The sequence below is a fragment of the Acidovorax sp. GW821-FHT11A03 genome, assembly GCF_058809075.1.
In genome coordinates this window covers 133,051-148,874 of the sequence record NZ_JBXASG010000009.1, presented here as the reverse complement: position 1 = coordinate 148,874, position 15,824 = coordinate 133,051, and the positions used below count along the sequence as shown (strand labels likewise).

Annotated in this window: 15 protein-coding genes; 7 read left to right on the top strand and 8 right to left on the bottom strand. The window is 68.4% G+C overall.

Features of this window, described 5'->3' with window-relative positions; genetic code table 11:
• Positions 1-67: 67 nt before the first annotated feature.
• Entirely contained in the window at positions 68-964 is an 897-nt protein-coding gene (locus AC1RVY_RS22010) for a DMT family transporter (protein ID WP_492808159.1), read from the bottom strand.
• Between the two features lie 404 nt (positions 965-1,368).
• Here AC1RVY_RS22010 and AC1RVY_RS22005 point away from each other — a divergent pair, with 404 nt between their 5' ends.
• Positions 1,369-2,622 carry an ankyrin repeat domain-containing protein gene (locus AC1RVY_RS22005; RefSeq protein ID WP_492808158.1) on the top strand — a complete coding sequence of 418 codons (1,254 nt, stop codon included), beginning with the start codon at positions 1,369-1,371 and terminating at the stop codon, positions 2,620-2,622.
• Positions 2,623-2,685: 63 nt separating this feature from the next.
• On the opposite strand, the gene lplT is transcribed toward AC1RVY_RS22005, so the two are convergent.
• Complete coding sequence (gene lplT / locus AC1RVY_RS22000) at positions 2,686-3,990, bottom strand: lysophospholipid transporter LplT (protein ID WP_218296625.1); 1,305 nt, start codon at positions 3,988-3,990, stop codon at positions 2,686-2,688.
• 155 nt (positions 3,991-4,145) lie between these two features.
• Here lplT and alr point away from each other — a divergent pair, with 155 nt between their 5' ends.
• Together alr and AC1RVY_RS21990 are read left to right on the top strand one after the other, a co-directional pair.
• On the top strand, positions 4,146-5,261 hold the full coding sequence (gene alr / locus AC1RVY_RS21995; RefSeq protein WP_492808156.1) for an alanine racemase: 1,116 nt from the start codon (positions 4,146-4,148) through the stop codon (positions 5,259-5,261).
• 133 nt (positions 5,262-5,394) lie between these two features.
• A complete protein-coding gene (locus tag AC1RVY_RS21990; RefSeq protein WP_492808154.1) occupies positions 5,395-6,270 on the top strand; it encodes a hypothetical protein in 876 nt (291 codons plus the stop codon).
• Between the two features lie 130 nt (positions 6,271-6,400).
• Here AC1RVY_RS21990 and AC1RVY_RS21985 read toward each other — a convergent pair whose 3' ends face one another.
• Positions 6,401-6,874 (bottom strand): MarR family winged helix-turn-helix transcriptional regulator, encoded by a 474-nt coding sequence (locus AC1RVY_RS21985; protein ID WP_492808152.1) that lies wholly within the window; start codon positions 6,872-6,874, stop codon positions 6,401-6,403.
• 68 nt (positions 6,875-6,942) lie between these two features.
• On the opposite strand from AC1RVY_RS21985, the gene AC1RVY_RS21980 reads away from it, so the two are divergent.
• A complete protein-coding gene (locus AC1RVY_RS21980) occupies positions 6,943-7,764 on the top strand; it encodes a siderophore-interacting protein (RefSeq protein ID WP_218296629.1) in 822 nt (273 codons plus the stop codon).
• Here AC1RVY_RS21980 and AC1RVY_RS21975 read toward each other — a convergent pair.
• Positions 7,748-8,635, bottom strand: coding sequence for a LysR family transcriptional regulator ArgP (locus tag AC1RVY_RS21975; RefSeq protein WP_492808150.1), 888 nt, complete (start codon positions 8,633-8,635; stop codon positions 7,748-7,750). The two genes, AC1RVY_RS21980 and AC1RVY_RS21975, sit on opposite strands and share 17 nt — an antisense overlap.
• A 77-nt stretch (positions 8,636-8,712) precedes the next feature.
• Here AC1RVY_RS21975 and AC1RVY_RS21970 point away from each other — a divergent pair, with 77 nt between their 5' ends.
• Positions 8,713-9,321 (top strand): LysE/ArgO family amino acid transporter, encoded by a 609-nt coding sequence (locus AC1RVY_RS21970; protein ID WP_218296631.1) that lies wholly within the window; start codon positions 8,713-8,715, stop codon positions 9,319-9,321.
• A gap of 75 nt (positions 9,322-9,396) precedes the next feature.
• Entirely contained in the window at positions 9,397-10,977 is a 1,581-nt protein-coding gene (locus AC1RVY_RS21965; RefSeq protein ID WP_492808148.1) for an ABC transporter substrate-binding protein, read from the top strand.
• 76 nt (positions 10,978-11,053) lie between these two features.
• Here AC1RVY_RS21965 and AC1RVY_RS21960 read toward each other — a convergent pair whose 3' ends face one another.
• The 3 genes from AC1RVY_RS21960 to hpaI all read right to left on the bottom strand — a co-directional run bounded on the left by AC1RVY_RS21960 (position 11,054) and on the right by hpaI (position 13,636).
• Entirely contained in the window at positions 11,054-11,677 is a 624-nt protein-coding gene (locus AC1RVY_RS21960; protein WP_492808146.1) for a glutathione S-transferase family protein, read from the bottom strand.
• Positions 11,678-11,752: 75 nt separating this feature from the next.
• On the bottom strand, positions 11,753-12,730 hold the full coding sequence (locus tag AC1RVY_RS21955) for a 2-dehydropantoate 2-reductase (RefSeq protein ID WP_492808145.1): 978 nt from the start codon (positions 12,728-12,730) through the stop codon (positions 11,753-11,755).
• Positions 12,731-12,805: 75 nt separating this feature from the next.
• Complete coding sequence (hpaI, locus tag AC1RVY_RS21950) at positions 12,806-13,636, bottom strand: 4-hydroxy-2-oxoheptanedioate aldolase (RefSeq protein ID WP_492808143.1); 831 nt, start codon at positions 13,634-13,636, stop codon at positions 12,806-12,808.
• Positions 13,637-13,753: 117 nt separating this feature from the next.
• Here hpaI and radA point away from each other — a divergent pair, with 117 nt between their 5' ends.
• Positions 13,754-15,133: a DNA repair protein RadA gene (gene radA, locus AC1RVY_RS21945; RefSeq protein WP_218296636.1), complete on the top strand. Its 1,380-nt coding sequence runs from the start codon at positions 13,754-13,756 to the stop codon at positions 15,131-15,133.
• On the opposite strand, the gene AC1RVY_RS21940 is transcribed toward radA, so the two are convergent.
• On the bottom strand, positions 15,130-15,816 hold the full coding sequence (locus AC1RVY_RS21940; RefSeq protein ID WP_218296637.1) for a hypothetical protein: 687 nt from the start codon (positions 15,814-15,816) through the stop codon (positions 15,130-15,132). The two genes, radA and AC1RVY_RS21940, sit on opposite strands and share 4 nt — an antisense overlap.
• Between the last annotated feature and the right edge of the window lie 8 nt (positions 15,817-15,824).

The window sequence follows — 15,824 nt, the reverse complement described above, 5'->3', positions numbered from 1 at the left end:
GCTCCTGAAGGTGGAAGACTGTGCATGGTAGGGGTTGCGCCCCTTTTCCGCTTTTCACCCCGGCGGTTCAGGGGGTGCTGGGGCCTGCCCTGCGGAACTGCAGCGCGGCGAGCAGGGACGCCAGCAGGATCATCGCCCCGCCCAGCACGGTGCGCGTGTTCAAGGCCGAGGCGCCCAGCAGCGCGGAAGACACGCTGGCGAACATCACCTCCGACAGCATCACCAGCGCCGTGGTGCCGGCCGCCAGGCGCGCGGCGCCGAACTGCAGCGCCCAGTTGCCCAGCATCAGCACGCCGGCCAGCAGCAGGCCGGTGACGACCCAGGTGCTGTTGGGGGCGGGGAAGGGATCGACCACGCCCACCTGCAGCCCGAGGCCAGCCACGGCCAGCGCCATGAGCATGCAGCCGCCGAACATGGTGGCCATGCGCGCCGGCCCCGGCACGGCGTGCAGGCGGCGCAGGGTGACGTTGGTGAGCGCGAACATGAAACCGCCCAGCAGGGCCAGTGCGTCGGCCAGGCTGAGGTTCTGCAGCAGCCGGGCGGCGGGCGCGCCCTCGGGCAGCAGCACCAGCACCACGCCGGCGAAGGCCAGGGCCAGGCGCAGCAGCGCGGCGGGCGTGGGGCGTTCGCCCAGGATCCGCCAGGCCAGCAGCACGGCCCAGGCGGGCATCAGATAGAACAGCAGGATCACGCGCACCACGTCGCCGATGGTCACGGCCCAGTTGAAGGCCACGTTGTTCAGTCCCGAGGCCAGCGCCAGGAGCCACAGCTGCGGATGTTCGCGCACCTGCCGCAGGATGCCCGGGCGCCAGGCCATGAGCGCGAGCAGCACCACGGCGTACATGCAGGCCGTGGCCCACAGCGGATGCAGCCCCGCCTGGTGCATGTGCTGGAACGGCCACCACGCCAGGCCCCAGACGAAGGCGTTGAACAGCAGGGCGGCAAAGGGCAGGGGAGATTGCATTGACACCCTGTGACGGGAGGAGGAATTTCGCGAGTCAGCAGTCTAAGCCAAGCGGTCCGCAGCCCTCGGAGCACCTCCAGCGGCAGGCGCCGTCATGGTGCAGGGCAGATTTAGGCCTCCGTGGAGAACGTCAGCGCAGCGGCCCAGCGTGGCGGGCCGCCGTCGCGCCGAGGGCCGCGGGGGCGCCGAAGGGATTCGAGGACATTGCGCGGGGTCGCGTTGCGCAGCGAGCGGCCTGACAACTTGTCCATAGCACGCTGCGAAAGCTATCTATCATCACCATGGCGTGACAACGGCCGTCTCTGGTGCACCGTGCCGGACCAGCGGGGTTGAGGCGGTTTCCGCTTGAGCTTTGACAACAACGATATTCAGGACGAACACCCATGGGAATGAACTCTTCGGTCATGGCCACGACCGTAAGGATCAATGAGGGCAATCAGGCTGCCGCGTTGAAGAGCTTGCAGAGCGGGTGTATTTCGCACCCGGCGGTGTCGGGCTACATCGTGGATGCGCAGGAGTTCGGCCAGACCCCTTTCCTTGCCAGAGCGCTGGAGCTGCTGCACATGGAGTGCGAAATGGACGGGCGGGACCTTGTGCGCATCGGATTTGCGGGCGGCAAGAACGACATGTCTCACGATATCTGGCCCTTCCTCGAGAAGTTCGTGGAATCAGGCTCAGAGATTTCCACGCAATGGGAAACCGGTGAGGTGGAGATCGTGCGATGGGGCGGAGCCGGCGATGGCGAATATGGTGGAGACACGCCCAGCAACGTGAGCGAAGCGGCGGAGGGCTTCTTTGACGAAATGAGGCGGCGCAAGATCACCGATTCCGAACTCGATGCCATCGTCGATCTGGAGGGAGGCCTCGAATTTACCGACGAGAGCCGCAATACCCCTTTGCTGGCGGCATCTGAGAGCTACCGTTGGGCATTGCACCGCCATGCCGACGCAACGGCCGACGACGACGAGGATGCGGGCGCTGAAGCCGCAGAAGAGTGCGACATCCATGCGCACAACCTTGAAACCGTCTTGCGCCGCAATCCCGACCTGGCCGCTTGCGACAAGAATGGCTGCGACGCACTTGGGTTCGCCACCCAGTCCGGGAACGTTGAATTCGTCGACCAACTTTTGTCGCGCGGTGCCCGGGTCAACTCCGGAGCCTTCGAAGGAGCGGTGGAAAGCCTGTCCCTGGCGGTTTTCAAAAGAATCGCCGAGAACAATGCACCTTGGGCGGCTGGAGACTTGCTGGTCCGCGCTTGCGCCGCAGCGAGCTACGAGCCCGCCAAAATGGGCATGGTCCGCCATCTTGTGGAGGCCTTCGGCTGCGACGTGAACACCAGGGCGTCGGAGCCCATCTGGGTGATGGAGGGGCGCGTGGGCCGCGAGGGCACGCCCTTGATGGCCGCCGCGCTCACGGACGATATCGCTGTGGCGCGGTACCTGCTCCAAGCGGGCGCCGATGTACATGCCCTGGACAGCTATCACAACACGGCACTGCATTATTGCAGCGGGCAGACGTGGCTGGGGGGGAACGGAATGCAATGCTGGTTCGCCCGTGATGAAAACCCCCAGGTGATCGAGATATTGCGCCAGCATGGAGCAGATGCCCAGGCCAGGAATGCTGCGGGCCGGACCCCGGCCGATTTGGCTCTCAACTAGCGGGGCCGAGACGCACGGGGCGGCATGAATACCAAGTCGCCGGGCGCGCGCACAGGGGGCAACTCAGTGGTGCGTATCGTGCCGCGCAATGTGCAGCAGGTGGTTCACTTCGTCGCGGTGGTTGATGCAGTTGCGCTGGTGCCAGCGGCGGATGATCCACATGATGGCCGCCACCACGAGGCCGAAGGTGATGATCGCACCAAACACCGACAGGCCCAGCTTGAGCGACAGGCTGTAGAACGCGCCCAGGCCCAGGATGCAGGCCTGCTCGTTGAAGTTCTGCACGGCGATCGAGCGGCCCGCGCCCATGAGGTTGTGGCCCCGGTGCTGCAGCAGCGCGTTCATGGGCACCACCAGGTAGCCGCCCAGGCCGCCCAGCAGGATGAGGAAGGGGATCGCGAGCCAGATGTTGCTGATGAACACCATCAGGATCAGCAGCAGCCCCATGGCGATGCCCAGCGGGATCACCCGGGTGGCCATGTCCAGGCGCATGCGCATCGAGGCCACCACCGCGCCCACGGCGGTGCCGATGGCCACCACCCCGGTGAGTGCCGAGGCCTGCGTGGTGTTGTAGCCCAGCGCCACGGCGGCCCAGGCCAGCACGATGAACTTGAGGTTGCCGCCCGCACCCCAGAACAGGGTGGTGGTGGCCAGCGAGATCTGGCCGAGCTTGTCGCGCCACAGGCGGCCGTTGCAGGCCCAGAAGTCCGGCAGCAGGGCCAGCGCGTTGGAGAACACGCTGCGCGCGGGGTCGGCGCGCAGGGGGCGCATTTCCACGCCGGTGTGCGGGATGCGGGTGTTGAACCAGGCCGCCAGCGCATACACCGCGATCAGCGCGGCGATGGCGGACTCGGCGGGGGTGTCCACACCCGTGTCGATCATCGGCAGGTCGAAGCCCAGCAGCATGCCCGACAGGTGCTGCCCCACGAGCTGCCCGCCGAACAGCACGCCCAGGATGATGGACGCGATGGTGAGCCCCTCGATCCAGCCATTGGCCTTGACCAATTGCGAGGCGGGAAGGAGTTCCGTGAGGATGCCGTATTTGGCGGGCGAGTAGGCCGCGGCGCCCAGACCCACCACCGCATAGGCGATGAGCGGGTGCGAACCGAACAGCATCATCAGGCAGCCCACCACCTTGATGGCGTTGCTGACGAACATGACCTTGCCCTTGGGCAGGGCGTCGGCAAAGGCGCCGACGAAGGGCGCCAGCACCACATAGAACAGCGCGAACATGGGCACCAGGGCGGCGCGCTGCCACTCGGGAGCGCCTTCTGTGCGCAAAAGCTCCACGGCGGCCACGAAAAGTGCATTGTCGGCCAGCGAGCTGAAAAACTGCGCCGACATGATGGTGTAGAAACCGCGCTTCATCGAATGGCTGGTGGCTGCATCAGTTCGGCTGATGCCCTGTTAAATGTGGGGACCCTGGCAAGTGACGGACGGTTATATCACGCGGATAAACGGCCACGGTGCCAGAATCCTGCGCGTATTCCCCGGTAAATCCCTTGCCCCACCTGGTCCTTTCCATGCCCCGTCCCATCGCCGCCACCATCCACACCGCAGCCCTGCACCACAACCTGGAGCGTGTCCGACAGGCGGCGCCCGATGCCAAGGTCTGGGCCGTGGTCAAGGCCAATGCCTACGGGCACGGCATCGAACGCGCGTACGAAGGCCTGCGTGGCGCCGACGGCTTCGCGCTGCTGGACCTGGCCGAGGCCGAACGCGTGCGGCATCTGGGCTGGCGCGGGCCCATCCTGCTGCTCGAAGGCGTGTTCGAGCCGCGCGACCTGGAGCTGTGCTCGCGCCTGGGCCTGTGGCACGCGGTGCATTGCGACGAGCAGATCGACATGCTGGCCGCCCACAAGACGCAGGTGCCGCACCGCGTGTTCCTCAAGATGAACTCGGGCATGAACCGGCTGGGCTTCGCGCCGCAGCGCTTTCGCGCGGCCTGGGCGCGGCTCAACGCGCTGCCGCAGGTGGACGAGATCTCGTTCATGACCCACTTCAGCGATGCGGACGGCCCCAGGGGGGTGGCGCACCAGCTGGCCGTGTTCAACACCGCCGCCCAGGACCTGCCGGGCGAGCGCACGCTGAGCAACAGTGCCGCCACCCTGCGCCACGCGGCGGACGCGCGCGTGCGCGCCGACTGGGTGCGCGCCGGCATCGCGCTGTATGGCAGCGCGCCCGACTACCCCGAGCATGACGCCAGCCATTGGGGCATGCGCCCCCCGATGACCCTCGCCACCCGCCTCATCGCCACGCAGCAGCTGCAGGCGGGCGACACCGTGGGCTATGGCTCGCGCTTCACGGCCGAGGGGCCGCTCTTGATCGGCGTGGCGGCCTGCGGCTATGCCGACGGCTACCCGCGCCACTGCGATACCGGCACCCCGGTGCTGGTCAACGGCGTGCGCACGCGGCTGGTGGGGCGGGTGAGCATGGACATGGTGACGGTGGACCTCACGCCGCTGCAGCAGGCGGGCGTGGCCGCAGGGTTCGGCTCCGAGGTCACGCTGTGGGGCCAGGCTGGCAACGGCACGGTGCTGCGCGTGGACGAGGTGGCCGCCGCCGCGGGCACCGTCAGCTGGGAGCTGCTGACGGCACTGGCCCAGCGCGTGCCCGTGTCGGTGGATGGCATCGGCTGATCCGAACCGTCGACAAGTTCACGCACGGCGGGGCGCGGGGCCGCACGGCCGGGCCAAAGTGGTGTGAAATGGCGCGGCGCCGGCACGCAACGCCGCCGGCCGCGCCCCTCTTTCCACCGCAGGTGTTTCCTCCATGGCCACTTCCCGCAGCGACCGCCACAGCAACAGCAAGAAGAAAACCTCCACCTGGCGCTCCGTGCGCATGCCGCACCACAGCCGGGTGGCACGCACCCTGCAGCAGCGCTACAGCCTGCGCTGGCATGGCCTGCTGATCGGCAGCTTCACGTTGCTGCTCATGTGGTGCGCCTCCCACGTGCAGATGCTGGTGGGCGTGGAGTCGCTGGCGCTGCGGTATTTCGTCACCCTCTCGGTCGGCTACCTGGGGTACCTGCTGGTGCTGCGGGCCTGGGCGGCGCGGCTGGTGCGGCAGGACCGCGACACGGGTGGCGATGGCAGCGGCCTGGATGTGCCCGACGTGTCCTGGCCCGGCAACGGGCCGTCGGGCGGTGGCGGTGGCCAGGTGCCGCTGCCGCGCACGGGCGGCGGTGATTTTGGCGGTGGCGGAGCGTCGGGCGATTTTGGTGGCGCATGGACGCAGGGCCTGTCCAGCGGGGGCTCCGGCGGCGATTCCAGTGCGCTGGGCGACCTGGCCAGTGGCGCCGCCGACGCCCTGGGCAGCGCCGACGAAGGCGCCGTGGTGGTCGTGCCCGTGGTGGCGATCTTCCTCATCGGCGCGGCGATCATTTTTGGCGCGGGCTCGCTGGCCATGCTGTTCTTTGGCTGGGATGTGCTGCTGACCGTGGCGGTGGAGATCGCCTTCTCGGTGGCCACTGCGCGGGCCGCCGTGGGCGTGGAGCGCGAGGGCTGGCTCACGGCCGCCGTGCGCCTGACCTGGAAGCCGCTGCTGGGCGCGTTGGTCTGCGCCGTGGTGCTGGGTGCCACCATCGACCATTTCATGCCCGGCGTGCAGTCGTTGCCCCAGGCCGTGCGCGTGATCCAGGGGCAGTGATGCAAAAGGCAGAATGCTACTAAATTGGTAGCTTGAAATATAGACTTATCAAGCGGTAGGGGCCGGTTCTTTTCATGTCCTGGCGCCTCCCGGCCTGGGTCAGGCTGGCCCCGCGTTCCCTCTCCCGGCCTCAGCGGCGGCAGTCCCGGCCGCCCTGGCAGCCGGTCTCGATGGCGTCCAGGTTGCTGCGCACCTGCGCCAGCAGGGCGAGCAGCTGGGCCTGCGTGGCGTCGTCGCACCCTTTGAGCAGGGACGCCGCCAGCCCCCGGCGGGCGTCGCGCAGCGCCTGGTGCAGGGCCGCACCCTGGGCGCTCAGGCGCAGGCAGCGGCTGCGTTTGTCCTCGGCATTCGGTGCGCTCTCCAGCCAGCCCTTGTCCTGCAGCATCCCCACCATGCGGGCCACCTGTGCCTTGTCGGCGCCGCTGTGGGCCACCAGTTCGCGCTGCGTGGTGCCGGGGTGGCGGCCCACGAACATCAGCGCCCGCACTTCGTTGTGCGTCAGGTCGGGGTGGATGGCGGCCATGGCGCGCACCATGTGGGCCCGGTAGACATGCAGCAGGTCGTGCATGGCTTCAAAGACATCGGCGGGCGCGTGGGTGGTCATGGGGGTTTGTGGTTGACAAAATCAACCAATGCGCAGATCATTGGTTGATCAAATCAACATTTTAAGTCATGAACGCACCCCTGCCTACCGCCACACCCCGCGCCGACGCTGCGCACCTTGCCATCGAACGCGTCCGCCACCCCTTGCAAGCCCGCCACCTCCAGGTGGTGCGGCGCACCGCCGTCAGCCCCGGTTTCGTGCGGCTCACCCTGGCCGGGCCCGAGCTGGCCGGGTTTGTGAGCGCGGGGTTTGACGACCACCTCAAGCTCATCCTGCCCCAGCCAGGCCAGGAGCGCCCGTCGCTGCCGTCGATGCAGGACGGCCGCCCCGTCTTCCCCGACCCACGCCCCGTGCTGCGCGACTACACCCCCGCGCGCCATGACGCCGCTGCGGGCGAGCTGGACATCGAGGTGGCCCTGCACGACGCAGGCCCCGCCACCGACTGGGCCGCGAGCGCCGCCGTGGGCCAGTGGGTGGGCATTGCCGGGCCGCGCGGCAGCATGGTGGTGCCGACCGGTTTTGACTGGCATTGGCTGCTGGGCGACGAAACCGCCTTGCCCGCCATCGCCCGCCGCCTGGCCGAGCTGCCCGCGCACACCCAGGCCACCGTGCGCATCCAGGTGAGCAATCCTGCCGACCAGCGGGTCCTGGCCAGCGCGGCGCGGCTCGATCTGCAATGGGTAGACGCGCTGCCTGCGGCGGTGGAAGACCTGGCGCTGCCCACCGGCGCGGGGTTTGTGTGGGCCGCCGGCGAACACGGCGACATGGCCGCCGTGCGCCGTGCCGTGCTGGCCAAGCCGGGCGTGGACGCCAGGCGCATGCGCATCTCCGCCTACTGGAAGCGCGGCGCTGCAGACCACCACGAAGACCTGGTCAGCGCAGCAGCGTAAGCGCCGCCGCCTGCTGCACCGCTTCGGTCATGCGGTGCAGCGCCTGCACGTTCAGGCGCCAGTACTGCCAGTACAACGGAACATCGACGGGCTTGCCCGGAATCAGCTCGACCAGCGTGCCGGCCTTCAGGTCGTGCTGCACCATCGGGTCCGGCGTCATGCCCCAGCCCAGGCCAGCCCGGGAGGCCATGACAAACGCGTTCGCCTCGGGCAGCCAGTGCACGGGCGGCGTGAGTTTGCGGCGCGTGATGCGCCCCACGAAACGCGCCTGCAGCGCATCCTTGCGGTTGAACACCAGCATGGGCGCCTGTGCCAGGGTGGCGGCGTTCACCCCCTGGGCAAAGTGGCGCTGCAGGAAGGCGGGGCTGGCCAGCGCGCGGTACCGCAGCGTGCCCAGCGGCAGCACCTTGCAGCCCTGCACGGGTTGGGGGTCGGCCGTCACGGCGGCCATCACGCGGCCTTCGCGCAGCAGGTTGGCCGAATGGTCCTGGTCTTCGACATGGATGTCGAAGGTGACGGCCTGGCCCTCCGCGGCCTGCGCCATGGCATGGGGAAACCAGGTGGCCAGCGAGTCGGCATTGACGCCGAGGGCCAGGCGCGTGGACGCGTGCTGCCCGCCGCCGAGCGTGGCCAGCGCGTCGGCCTCGCTCAGGGCCACTTCGCGGGCGTGCCGGTACAGGGCCTGACCGGCCTCGGTGGGCGCGCAGGGCGTGGCGCGGCGCACCAGCACCTGGCCCACGCGTTCTTCCAGCAGCTTCACGCGCTGCGACACCGCCGAGCGGGTGACGTGCAGCGCGGCAGCGGCGCGCTCGAAGCTGCCCTCGTCGATCACGGTGGCAAAGGCGTTGAGCTGGGCGGAGTCGAGGCGCATGGATGGTTAGCCATTCTGACGGATCGTTAAAAAGTATAGCTGGCGTGACCATGGCACGCGGCCCACAATCCGCGCCCATGAGCACCACTGCCTTTCTTCACGGATTCACGTCGACGGCCATCCTGATCATGGCCATCGGCGCGCAAAACGCCTTCGTGCTGCGCCAGGGCCTGCGGCGCGAGCATGTGCTGCCGGTGGTGCTGGTGTGCGCCCTGTCCGACGCGGCGCTGCTGCAGGCGGGGGTGTGGGGCATGGGCGGCGTGCTCCTGGCCCGGCCGGAGTGGGCGCAGTTCATGCGCTGGGCGGGGGCGATTTTTCTGGCCGCGTACGCGGTGCAGGCCGCCAGCCGGGCCTTCAAGCCGGCCCATCTGCTGGTGTCGGCCAACGGGCCGGGTGCGAGCCTGCGCGCCACGCTGCTCACCGTGGTGGCGCTGACCTGGCTGAACCCGCATGTGTACCTGGACACCGTGGTGCTGCTGGGCACCATGGCCAGCCCCTACCCGGTGTGGGGCCGCGCCACGTTTGCGGCCGGGGGCTCGCTGGCCAGCGCCCTGTGGTTCCTGAGCCTGGGCTTCGGTTCGCGCTGGCTGGCGCCCGTGTTCGCTTCGCCCGGGGCCTGGCGGGTGCTGGACGGGGTGACGGCGGCCACCATGATGGTTCTGGCGGTGGCGATGGGTCTAAGCTAAGAAAGATAAGTTCGTTGGGTAAAACGCGGGCTTGCTCCATAGTCGGTCTATTGACTGATCTGGAGTGTTTTCCCCATGCGTTTCAAGACCCTTTTGCTCGCGGCCGCCCTGGCCACTGCCCTGCCGATGGCGGCACAGGCCAAGACCTTCCGCTGGTCCCGGTCGGTGGACATTTCCACCTGGGACATCCACGCCCAGAACGTGGGCGTGAACAACACCATGCACGGCGCGGTGTACGACACGCTGGTCGAATACAACAGCAAGACCTTCAAGCCCGAGCCTTCGCTGGCCACCGAGTGGAAGCTCATCAAGCCCACCCAGTTGCGCCTGACCTTGCGCAAGGGCGTGAAGTTCAGCGACGGCAGCGAGTTCACGGCCGACGACGCCAAGTTCTCGCTGGAGCGCGCCAAGGCCAAGAGCTCCAACTTCGCGGTGTACACCCAGGGCATCGACCGCGTGGAAAAGGTCGATGCGTACACCATCGACATCCACTCCGACCTGCCCAACCCGGTGCTGGTGAACCAGCTCACCGAGCTGCGCATTCTGAGCAAGGCCTGGGCCGAAAAGAACAAGTCGGTCGAGCCCAAGGACATCAAGACCAAGGACGAGACGTACGCCCACCGCAATGCGCTGGGTACCGGCCCCTACCAGCTCAAGCAGTGGACGCCCGACCAGCGCGTGGTGCTGGAGCCCAACCCGCACTGGTGGGGCAAGGGCAAGTACCCCACCAACCTGACCGAGATCGTCTACACCCCCATCAAGGCCGACGCCACGCGCACGGCCGCGCTGCTGTCGGGCGAGATTGACTTTGTGATCGACCCCAGCCTGCAGGACCTGGCGCGCATCAAGCAGACGCCCAACCTGCAGGTGCTCGAAGGGCCGGAGTACCGGACCATCTTCCTCGGCCTGGACCAGTTCCGCGACGAGCTGCCCGGCTCGGACGTGAAGGGCAAGAACCCGCTCAAGGACCTGCGCGTGCGCAAGGCGCTGTACCAGGCGATCGACATCCAGTCCATCCAGCGCGTGGTGCTGCGCGGCCTGGCCCAGCCCACGGGCACGCTGATCGCCAACCAGGTCAATGGCTGGACCAGGAAGGCCGACGTGCGCTGGCCCTACGACCCCAAGGCCGCGCAGAAGCTGCTGGCCGACGCGGGCTACCCCAACGGCTTCGAGGTGGACTTTGCCTGCAGCGCGGGCCGCTACATCAACGACGAGCAGCTGTGCCAGGCCATCACCGCGCACTGGGCCAAGGTGGGCGTGAAAGCCAAGCTGCGCTCGCTGCCGTTTGCCACCTACTTCCCGATGATCCAGCGCAACGAGGCCAGCATCTATCTGCTGGGCTGGGGCGTACCCACGTTCGACGCGTTCTACAGCCTGCAGTCGCTGGTGCGCTCGCCTGGCGCAGGCGGCGATGGCAACTTCAACCTGGGCCGCTTCTCCGACCCGCAGCTCGATGCCCTGGTGGAGCGCGTGAAGAAGGAGACCGATGCCACCACGCGCAACGGCCTGATCGAGCAGGCGCTGATCAAGGAGCATGAGCTGGTGTCGCACATCCCGCTGTACAACCAGGTGATCCCGTGGGCGGCGACGAAGAAGGTGGACATCATCCACCGTGCCGACAACCGGATCGACTGGCGCTACCTCAAGGTGAATTGATCACCTGCGCCCGCAAAAAAAGCCCCGGTGCTGCCAGAGCCCGGGGCTTTTTTCCTGCCGCTGCTCGCTGCGGGCTTCAGGCCAGGGCGCGCTGCACGGCGGGGCGTTGCAGCATGCGCTGGGTGTGGGCGTGCACCTTGGGAAAGAGCGCAATGTCCACGCCATCGCTGGCCAGCCAGCTGGCGATGGTGAAGAGATAACCATCGGCCACGGTGTACTGCGCGCCCATCACCCAGGGGCCGTGTTCCGCAGCGGGCAGGTAGTGGCTTTCGATGAGGTTGAAGCAGTCGGTCATGTTCTGCGGCACCTTGCGCTGCATGGCGGCAATCGCTTCGGGCTCGTCGGCCCAGCGGCTGGCGCGGGGGCGGTGCGCATGGGCGATGTGCACCGTGGAGGCCAGGTAGCTGTGGAACTCCTGCAGGCGCGCAAAGCCGTGGGCATCGGTGGGGGCCAGGCGCGCCTCGGGGAAACTCTGCGCCACATACGCCAGCAGGGCGGGTGTTTCGGTCAGGGTACCGTGTGGCGTGGCCAGCGCGGGCACGCGGCCCTTGGGGTTCACGGCAAGGTATTCGGGCGTGCGCTGCTGGCCCGCGGCGAAGTCCACGCGCACCAGCTGGTGCTGGGCGCCAGCCTCTTCCAGAGCGATGCGCACGGCCTGCGCGCAGGTGCCGGGGGTGTAGTAGAGCGTGAGAGTGGTCATGGTTGATGTGCTATAAAATAGATAGCTATTGGCGCTTGATAGGTAAGCGCTGACGGCCAATTTTCTTGAAATATTTCAGTACAGGCCTCGTGTGCGTGCCATCAGGCGGGTCAGGCCCAGCAGCGCATCGGTGTGGGGCGTGGGTGTGTGGGTGATCTGCCCCAGTTCGCGCACCGCGCCTACCAGGGCGTCGATCTCCATGGGCTTGCCGGCCTCCACGTCCTGCAGCATCGAGGTCTTGAACGCGCCCAGCTTGCGCGTGACGGCGTGGCGGTCCTCGGGCTGCTGGTCGATGGGCAGGCCCAGTTTCTCGCCAATGGCCTTGGCCTCCAGCATCACGGCGCTGACAAAACCGCGCACCAGGTCGTCCTCCAGGATGCGGTCGGTGGTGGCGCCGGTCAGCGCGCTGATCGGGTTCATGGTGAGGTTGCCCCAGAGCTTGAACCAGATGTCCTTCTGGATGCAGCCGGTCACCTCCACATCGATGCCGCCGCGCTGCAGCGTGTCGGCCAGCGCCTGCAGCCGCTCGCTGCGGCGGCCGTCGGGCTCGCCCACGATGAGGCGGTTGCCAAAGTGCTGGCGCACAAAACCGGGCGATTCGAGCGAGCAGCTGGTGTGCACCACGCTGCCCACCACGCTGCGCGCCGGGATGGCTTTGGCAATCACGCCGCCCGCATCCACCGACTGCAGGGCATGGCCCCGCGCCGCGCCGCCAAAACCGTCGAGGAACCACCACGGCACGCCGTTCATGGCCGTGAGCACGGTGGTTTCGGGCCCGATCAGCGGGGCCATGGCGCGCGCCACCTCGGGCAGGCCCGGCGCCTTGACTGCGACCACCACCAGGTCCTGCACGCCCAGTGCCGCCGGGTCGTCGTGCGCGGTGACGGCCACCTGCGCCAGCGTGCCGTCGGCGCGCCGCATGCGCAGCCCCTCGGCCTGCAGGGCGCGCAGCGTGTCGCCGCGCGCCACCATGCTGACCGGGTGGCCCGCCTGCGCGAGGGCCACGCCCAGCCAGCCGCCGATGGCGCCCGCGCCGTAGATACATGCTTTCATGGTTGTAGAGCCTTTTCTTCCAGGGTTGTTGTTTGTGGTGGTGAGGGATTCGGGGCGCGCGACTGCTGCGGGGCCTCAGTAGCCCGCCGGGCGCTGGGGGGTGCCCACGGCATCGGTGCGAAAGCGGGCCAGCAGATCCTGCGCGGCGCTGGCCAGCAGCATGGTGTCCACGCCCACGGCCACGAACAGGGCGCCCGCCGCCAGCCACTGGCGCGCCTGCGACTCGGTGGTGGCCAGAATGCCCGGCGCCTTGCCCGCGCGCAGGATGCGGGTGATGCCATCGTGGATGGCGGCCTGTACGTCAGGATGTGCCGGGTTGCCGGGGTGCCCCATGGAAGCCGACAGGTCGGCCGGGCCGATGAACACGCCGTCCACACCGGGCGTGGCGGCAATCGCATCCAGGTTGGCCATGGCTTCCACCGTTTCGGCCTGCACCAGCAGGCACACCTGCTGGTTGGCCTCGTGCACATACCGGGGGTAGGCCTGCCAGCGCGACGAACGGGCCAGCGCGCTGCCCATGCCGCGCACACCCTCGGGCGCATAGCGCGTGGCGCGCACCAGCTGCCGTGCCTGCTCGGCGGTGTCCACCATGGGCACCAGCAGGGTTTGTACGCCGATGTCCAAGTACTGCTTGATGAGCGCGGTGTCGCCCACGGGAACCCGCGCAATGGGGTGGGGCGCCCGCGCGCCGGGGGCGAGGGCGCTGCTGGCGCTGGCGATGGCCTGCAGCTGGTGCAGGATGGAGCGCACGTCGTTGGGCGCATGTTCGCCATCGACCAGCAGCCAGTCGTAGCCAGTGCCGGCGATGATTTCCGCGCTGTAGGCGTCGGCCAGCGCAAGCCACAGGCCGATCTGCGACTGGCCCTGGGCCATGGCCTGTTTGAAGGGGTTGACGGGTGTCTGCAATGTGAGCTTCCTGCGGCGGGGTGCCAAGCCCTCCATCGTACGGGCTGTTGCCAGCACGTGGGGGCATGGCCGCTATAGTCGGCTGCCCCACCCCGGGGGCTTTCCCTCTACATCGCCATGGCCAAAGAAAAAACCACGTTCACCTGCACCGAATGCGGCGGCACCAGCCCGCGCTGGCTGGGCAAATGCCCGGCCTGCGGTGCCTGGAACACGCTGATCGAGCAGGTGGCGGACGCGGGGCCGGGCAAGAACCGCTACAGCGGGTCGCAGTTTGCAGGCCTGGCCCAGGCGCAGGCGGTGATGCCCTTGTCGGCCATCGAGGCCAGCGATGTGGAGCGCACACCGAGCGGCATCGACGAGCTGGACCGGGTGCTGGGCGGCGGCATTGTCGAAGGCGGCGTGGTGCTCATCGGCGGCGACCCGGGCATCGGCAAATCCACGCTGCTGCTGCAAGCGCTTGATGCCCTGCAGCGCGCCGGGCTGCCCACGCTGTATGTGACGGGCGAGGAAAGCGGCGCCCAGGTGGCGCTGCGCTCGCGCCGCCTGGGGCTGGACCACAGCCAGGTCAACGTGCTGGCCGAGATCCAGCTCGAGAAGATTCTGGCGACCATCGAGTCCATGCAGCCTGCGGTGGCCGTGATCGATTCCATCCAGACGGTGTATTCCGACCAGCTCACGTCCGCGCCCGGCTCCGTGGCCCAGGTGCGCGAATGTGCGGCGCACCTCACACGTTGCGCCAAGTCTTCGGGCGTGGCCATCGTGCTGGTGGGGCATGTGACGAAGGAAGGCGCCCTGGCCGGGCCGCGCGTGCTGGAGCACATGGTGGACACGGTGCTGTACTTCGAGGGTGACACGCACAGCCAGTTTCGCCTGGTGCGCGCCATCAAGAACCGCTTTGGCGCGGTCAACGAGATCGGCGTGTTCGCCATGACGGAAAAAGGCCTCAAGGGCGTGAGCAACCCGAGCGCCATCTTTTTGAGCCAGCACAGCGAACCCGTGCCGGGCAGCTGCGTGATGGTCACGCTCGAAGGCACGCGCCCGCTGCTGGTGGAGATCCAAGCGCTGGTGGACAGCGGTGGTCCCAGCCCCCGGCGCCTGTCCGTGGGCCTGGACAAGGACCGCCTGGCCATGCTGCTGGCCGTGCTGCACCGTCATGCGGGGGTGGCGTGCATGGACCAGGATGTGTTCGTGAACGCGGTGGGCGGCGTGCGCATCAGCGAGCCGGCGGCCGATCTGGCGGTGATGCTGGCCATCACCTCCAGCCTGCGCGGCAAGGCGCTGCCGCGCGGCTTCCTGGCCTTTGGCGAAGTGGGCCTGGCGGGCGAGGTGCGACCCGCGCCGCGCGGGCAGGAGCGCCTGAAAGAAGCCGCCAAGCTGGGCTTCAGCGTGGCGGTGGTGCCCAAGGCCAACGCGCCCAAGAAGCCCATCGAGGGCCTGACCATCCACGCCGTGGAGCGCGTGGAGGAGGCGATGAACGTGGTGCGGGAGATGGGCTAGGAGGGCCTGCAGACGGCGGTGACGCGCTGGTACAGCACGCTGCCGCTGTACAGGCCCAGCACCTCCTCGCGCGTGCATTGCATGGTCAGCACATGCTGGCCCTGGGCGGAAATGGCCGCCGCCGATTCAGACCGCGCCGTGGCCTGGGTGCCATCGGCATTGACGCGGATGTCCAGCTTGCCCAGCCGGCTTGCGGAGCGCAGACCGCTGGCCTGCATGGCCTGCGCGGACTGCTGCTGCAGCGCACAGATCTCCGCGCGCCCGCCGGAGTACACGCTCGCGGGGCTGCTGCTGTGGTCGGTGAGCTTGAAACTCAGGTCGGGCGCGGCCAGCGCGCACTGGGCACGGTAGTCCGACCGGTCGCCGAGCTCCACGGCTCGCCGCAGCACACCCTCCACCACGGCCGGGGTCAGCCTGGTGATGTTCTCGGCCTTGGGGCTGCTGGCGGCGGGCGCGGCCGGTGGCGCGGAGGGCGCGCTGGCCTTGACCTTGGCCACGGGTGCCGTGGCGGGGGACGGCCGTGGGCTGGGCGGCGCGGCCGGGCGTGGCGCCTGGGCGCAGGCCCGGTCGGAGAAGGTGGTGTGCCCCTTGTCGTCCGTGCACTTGAACAGGTTCTGGCCGCTGGCCGTGGAGGCGGCCAGCATGGCGGCGAGGGCCGCCAGCAAAAGGGGAGGGTTGCGCATGGAAAGCG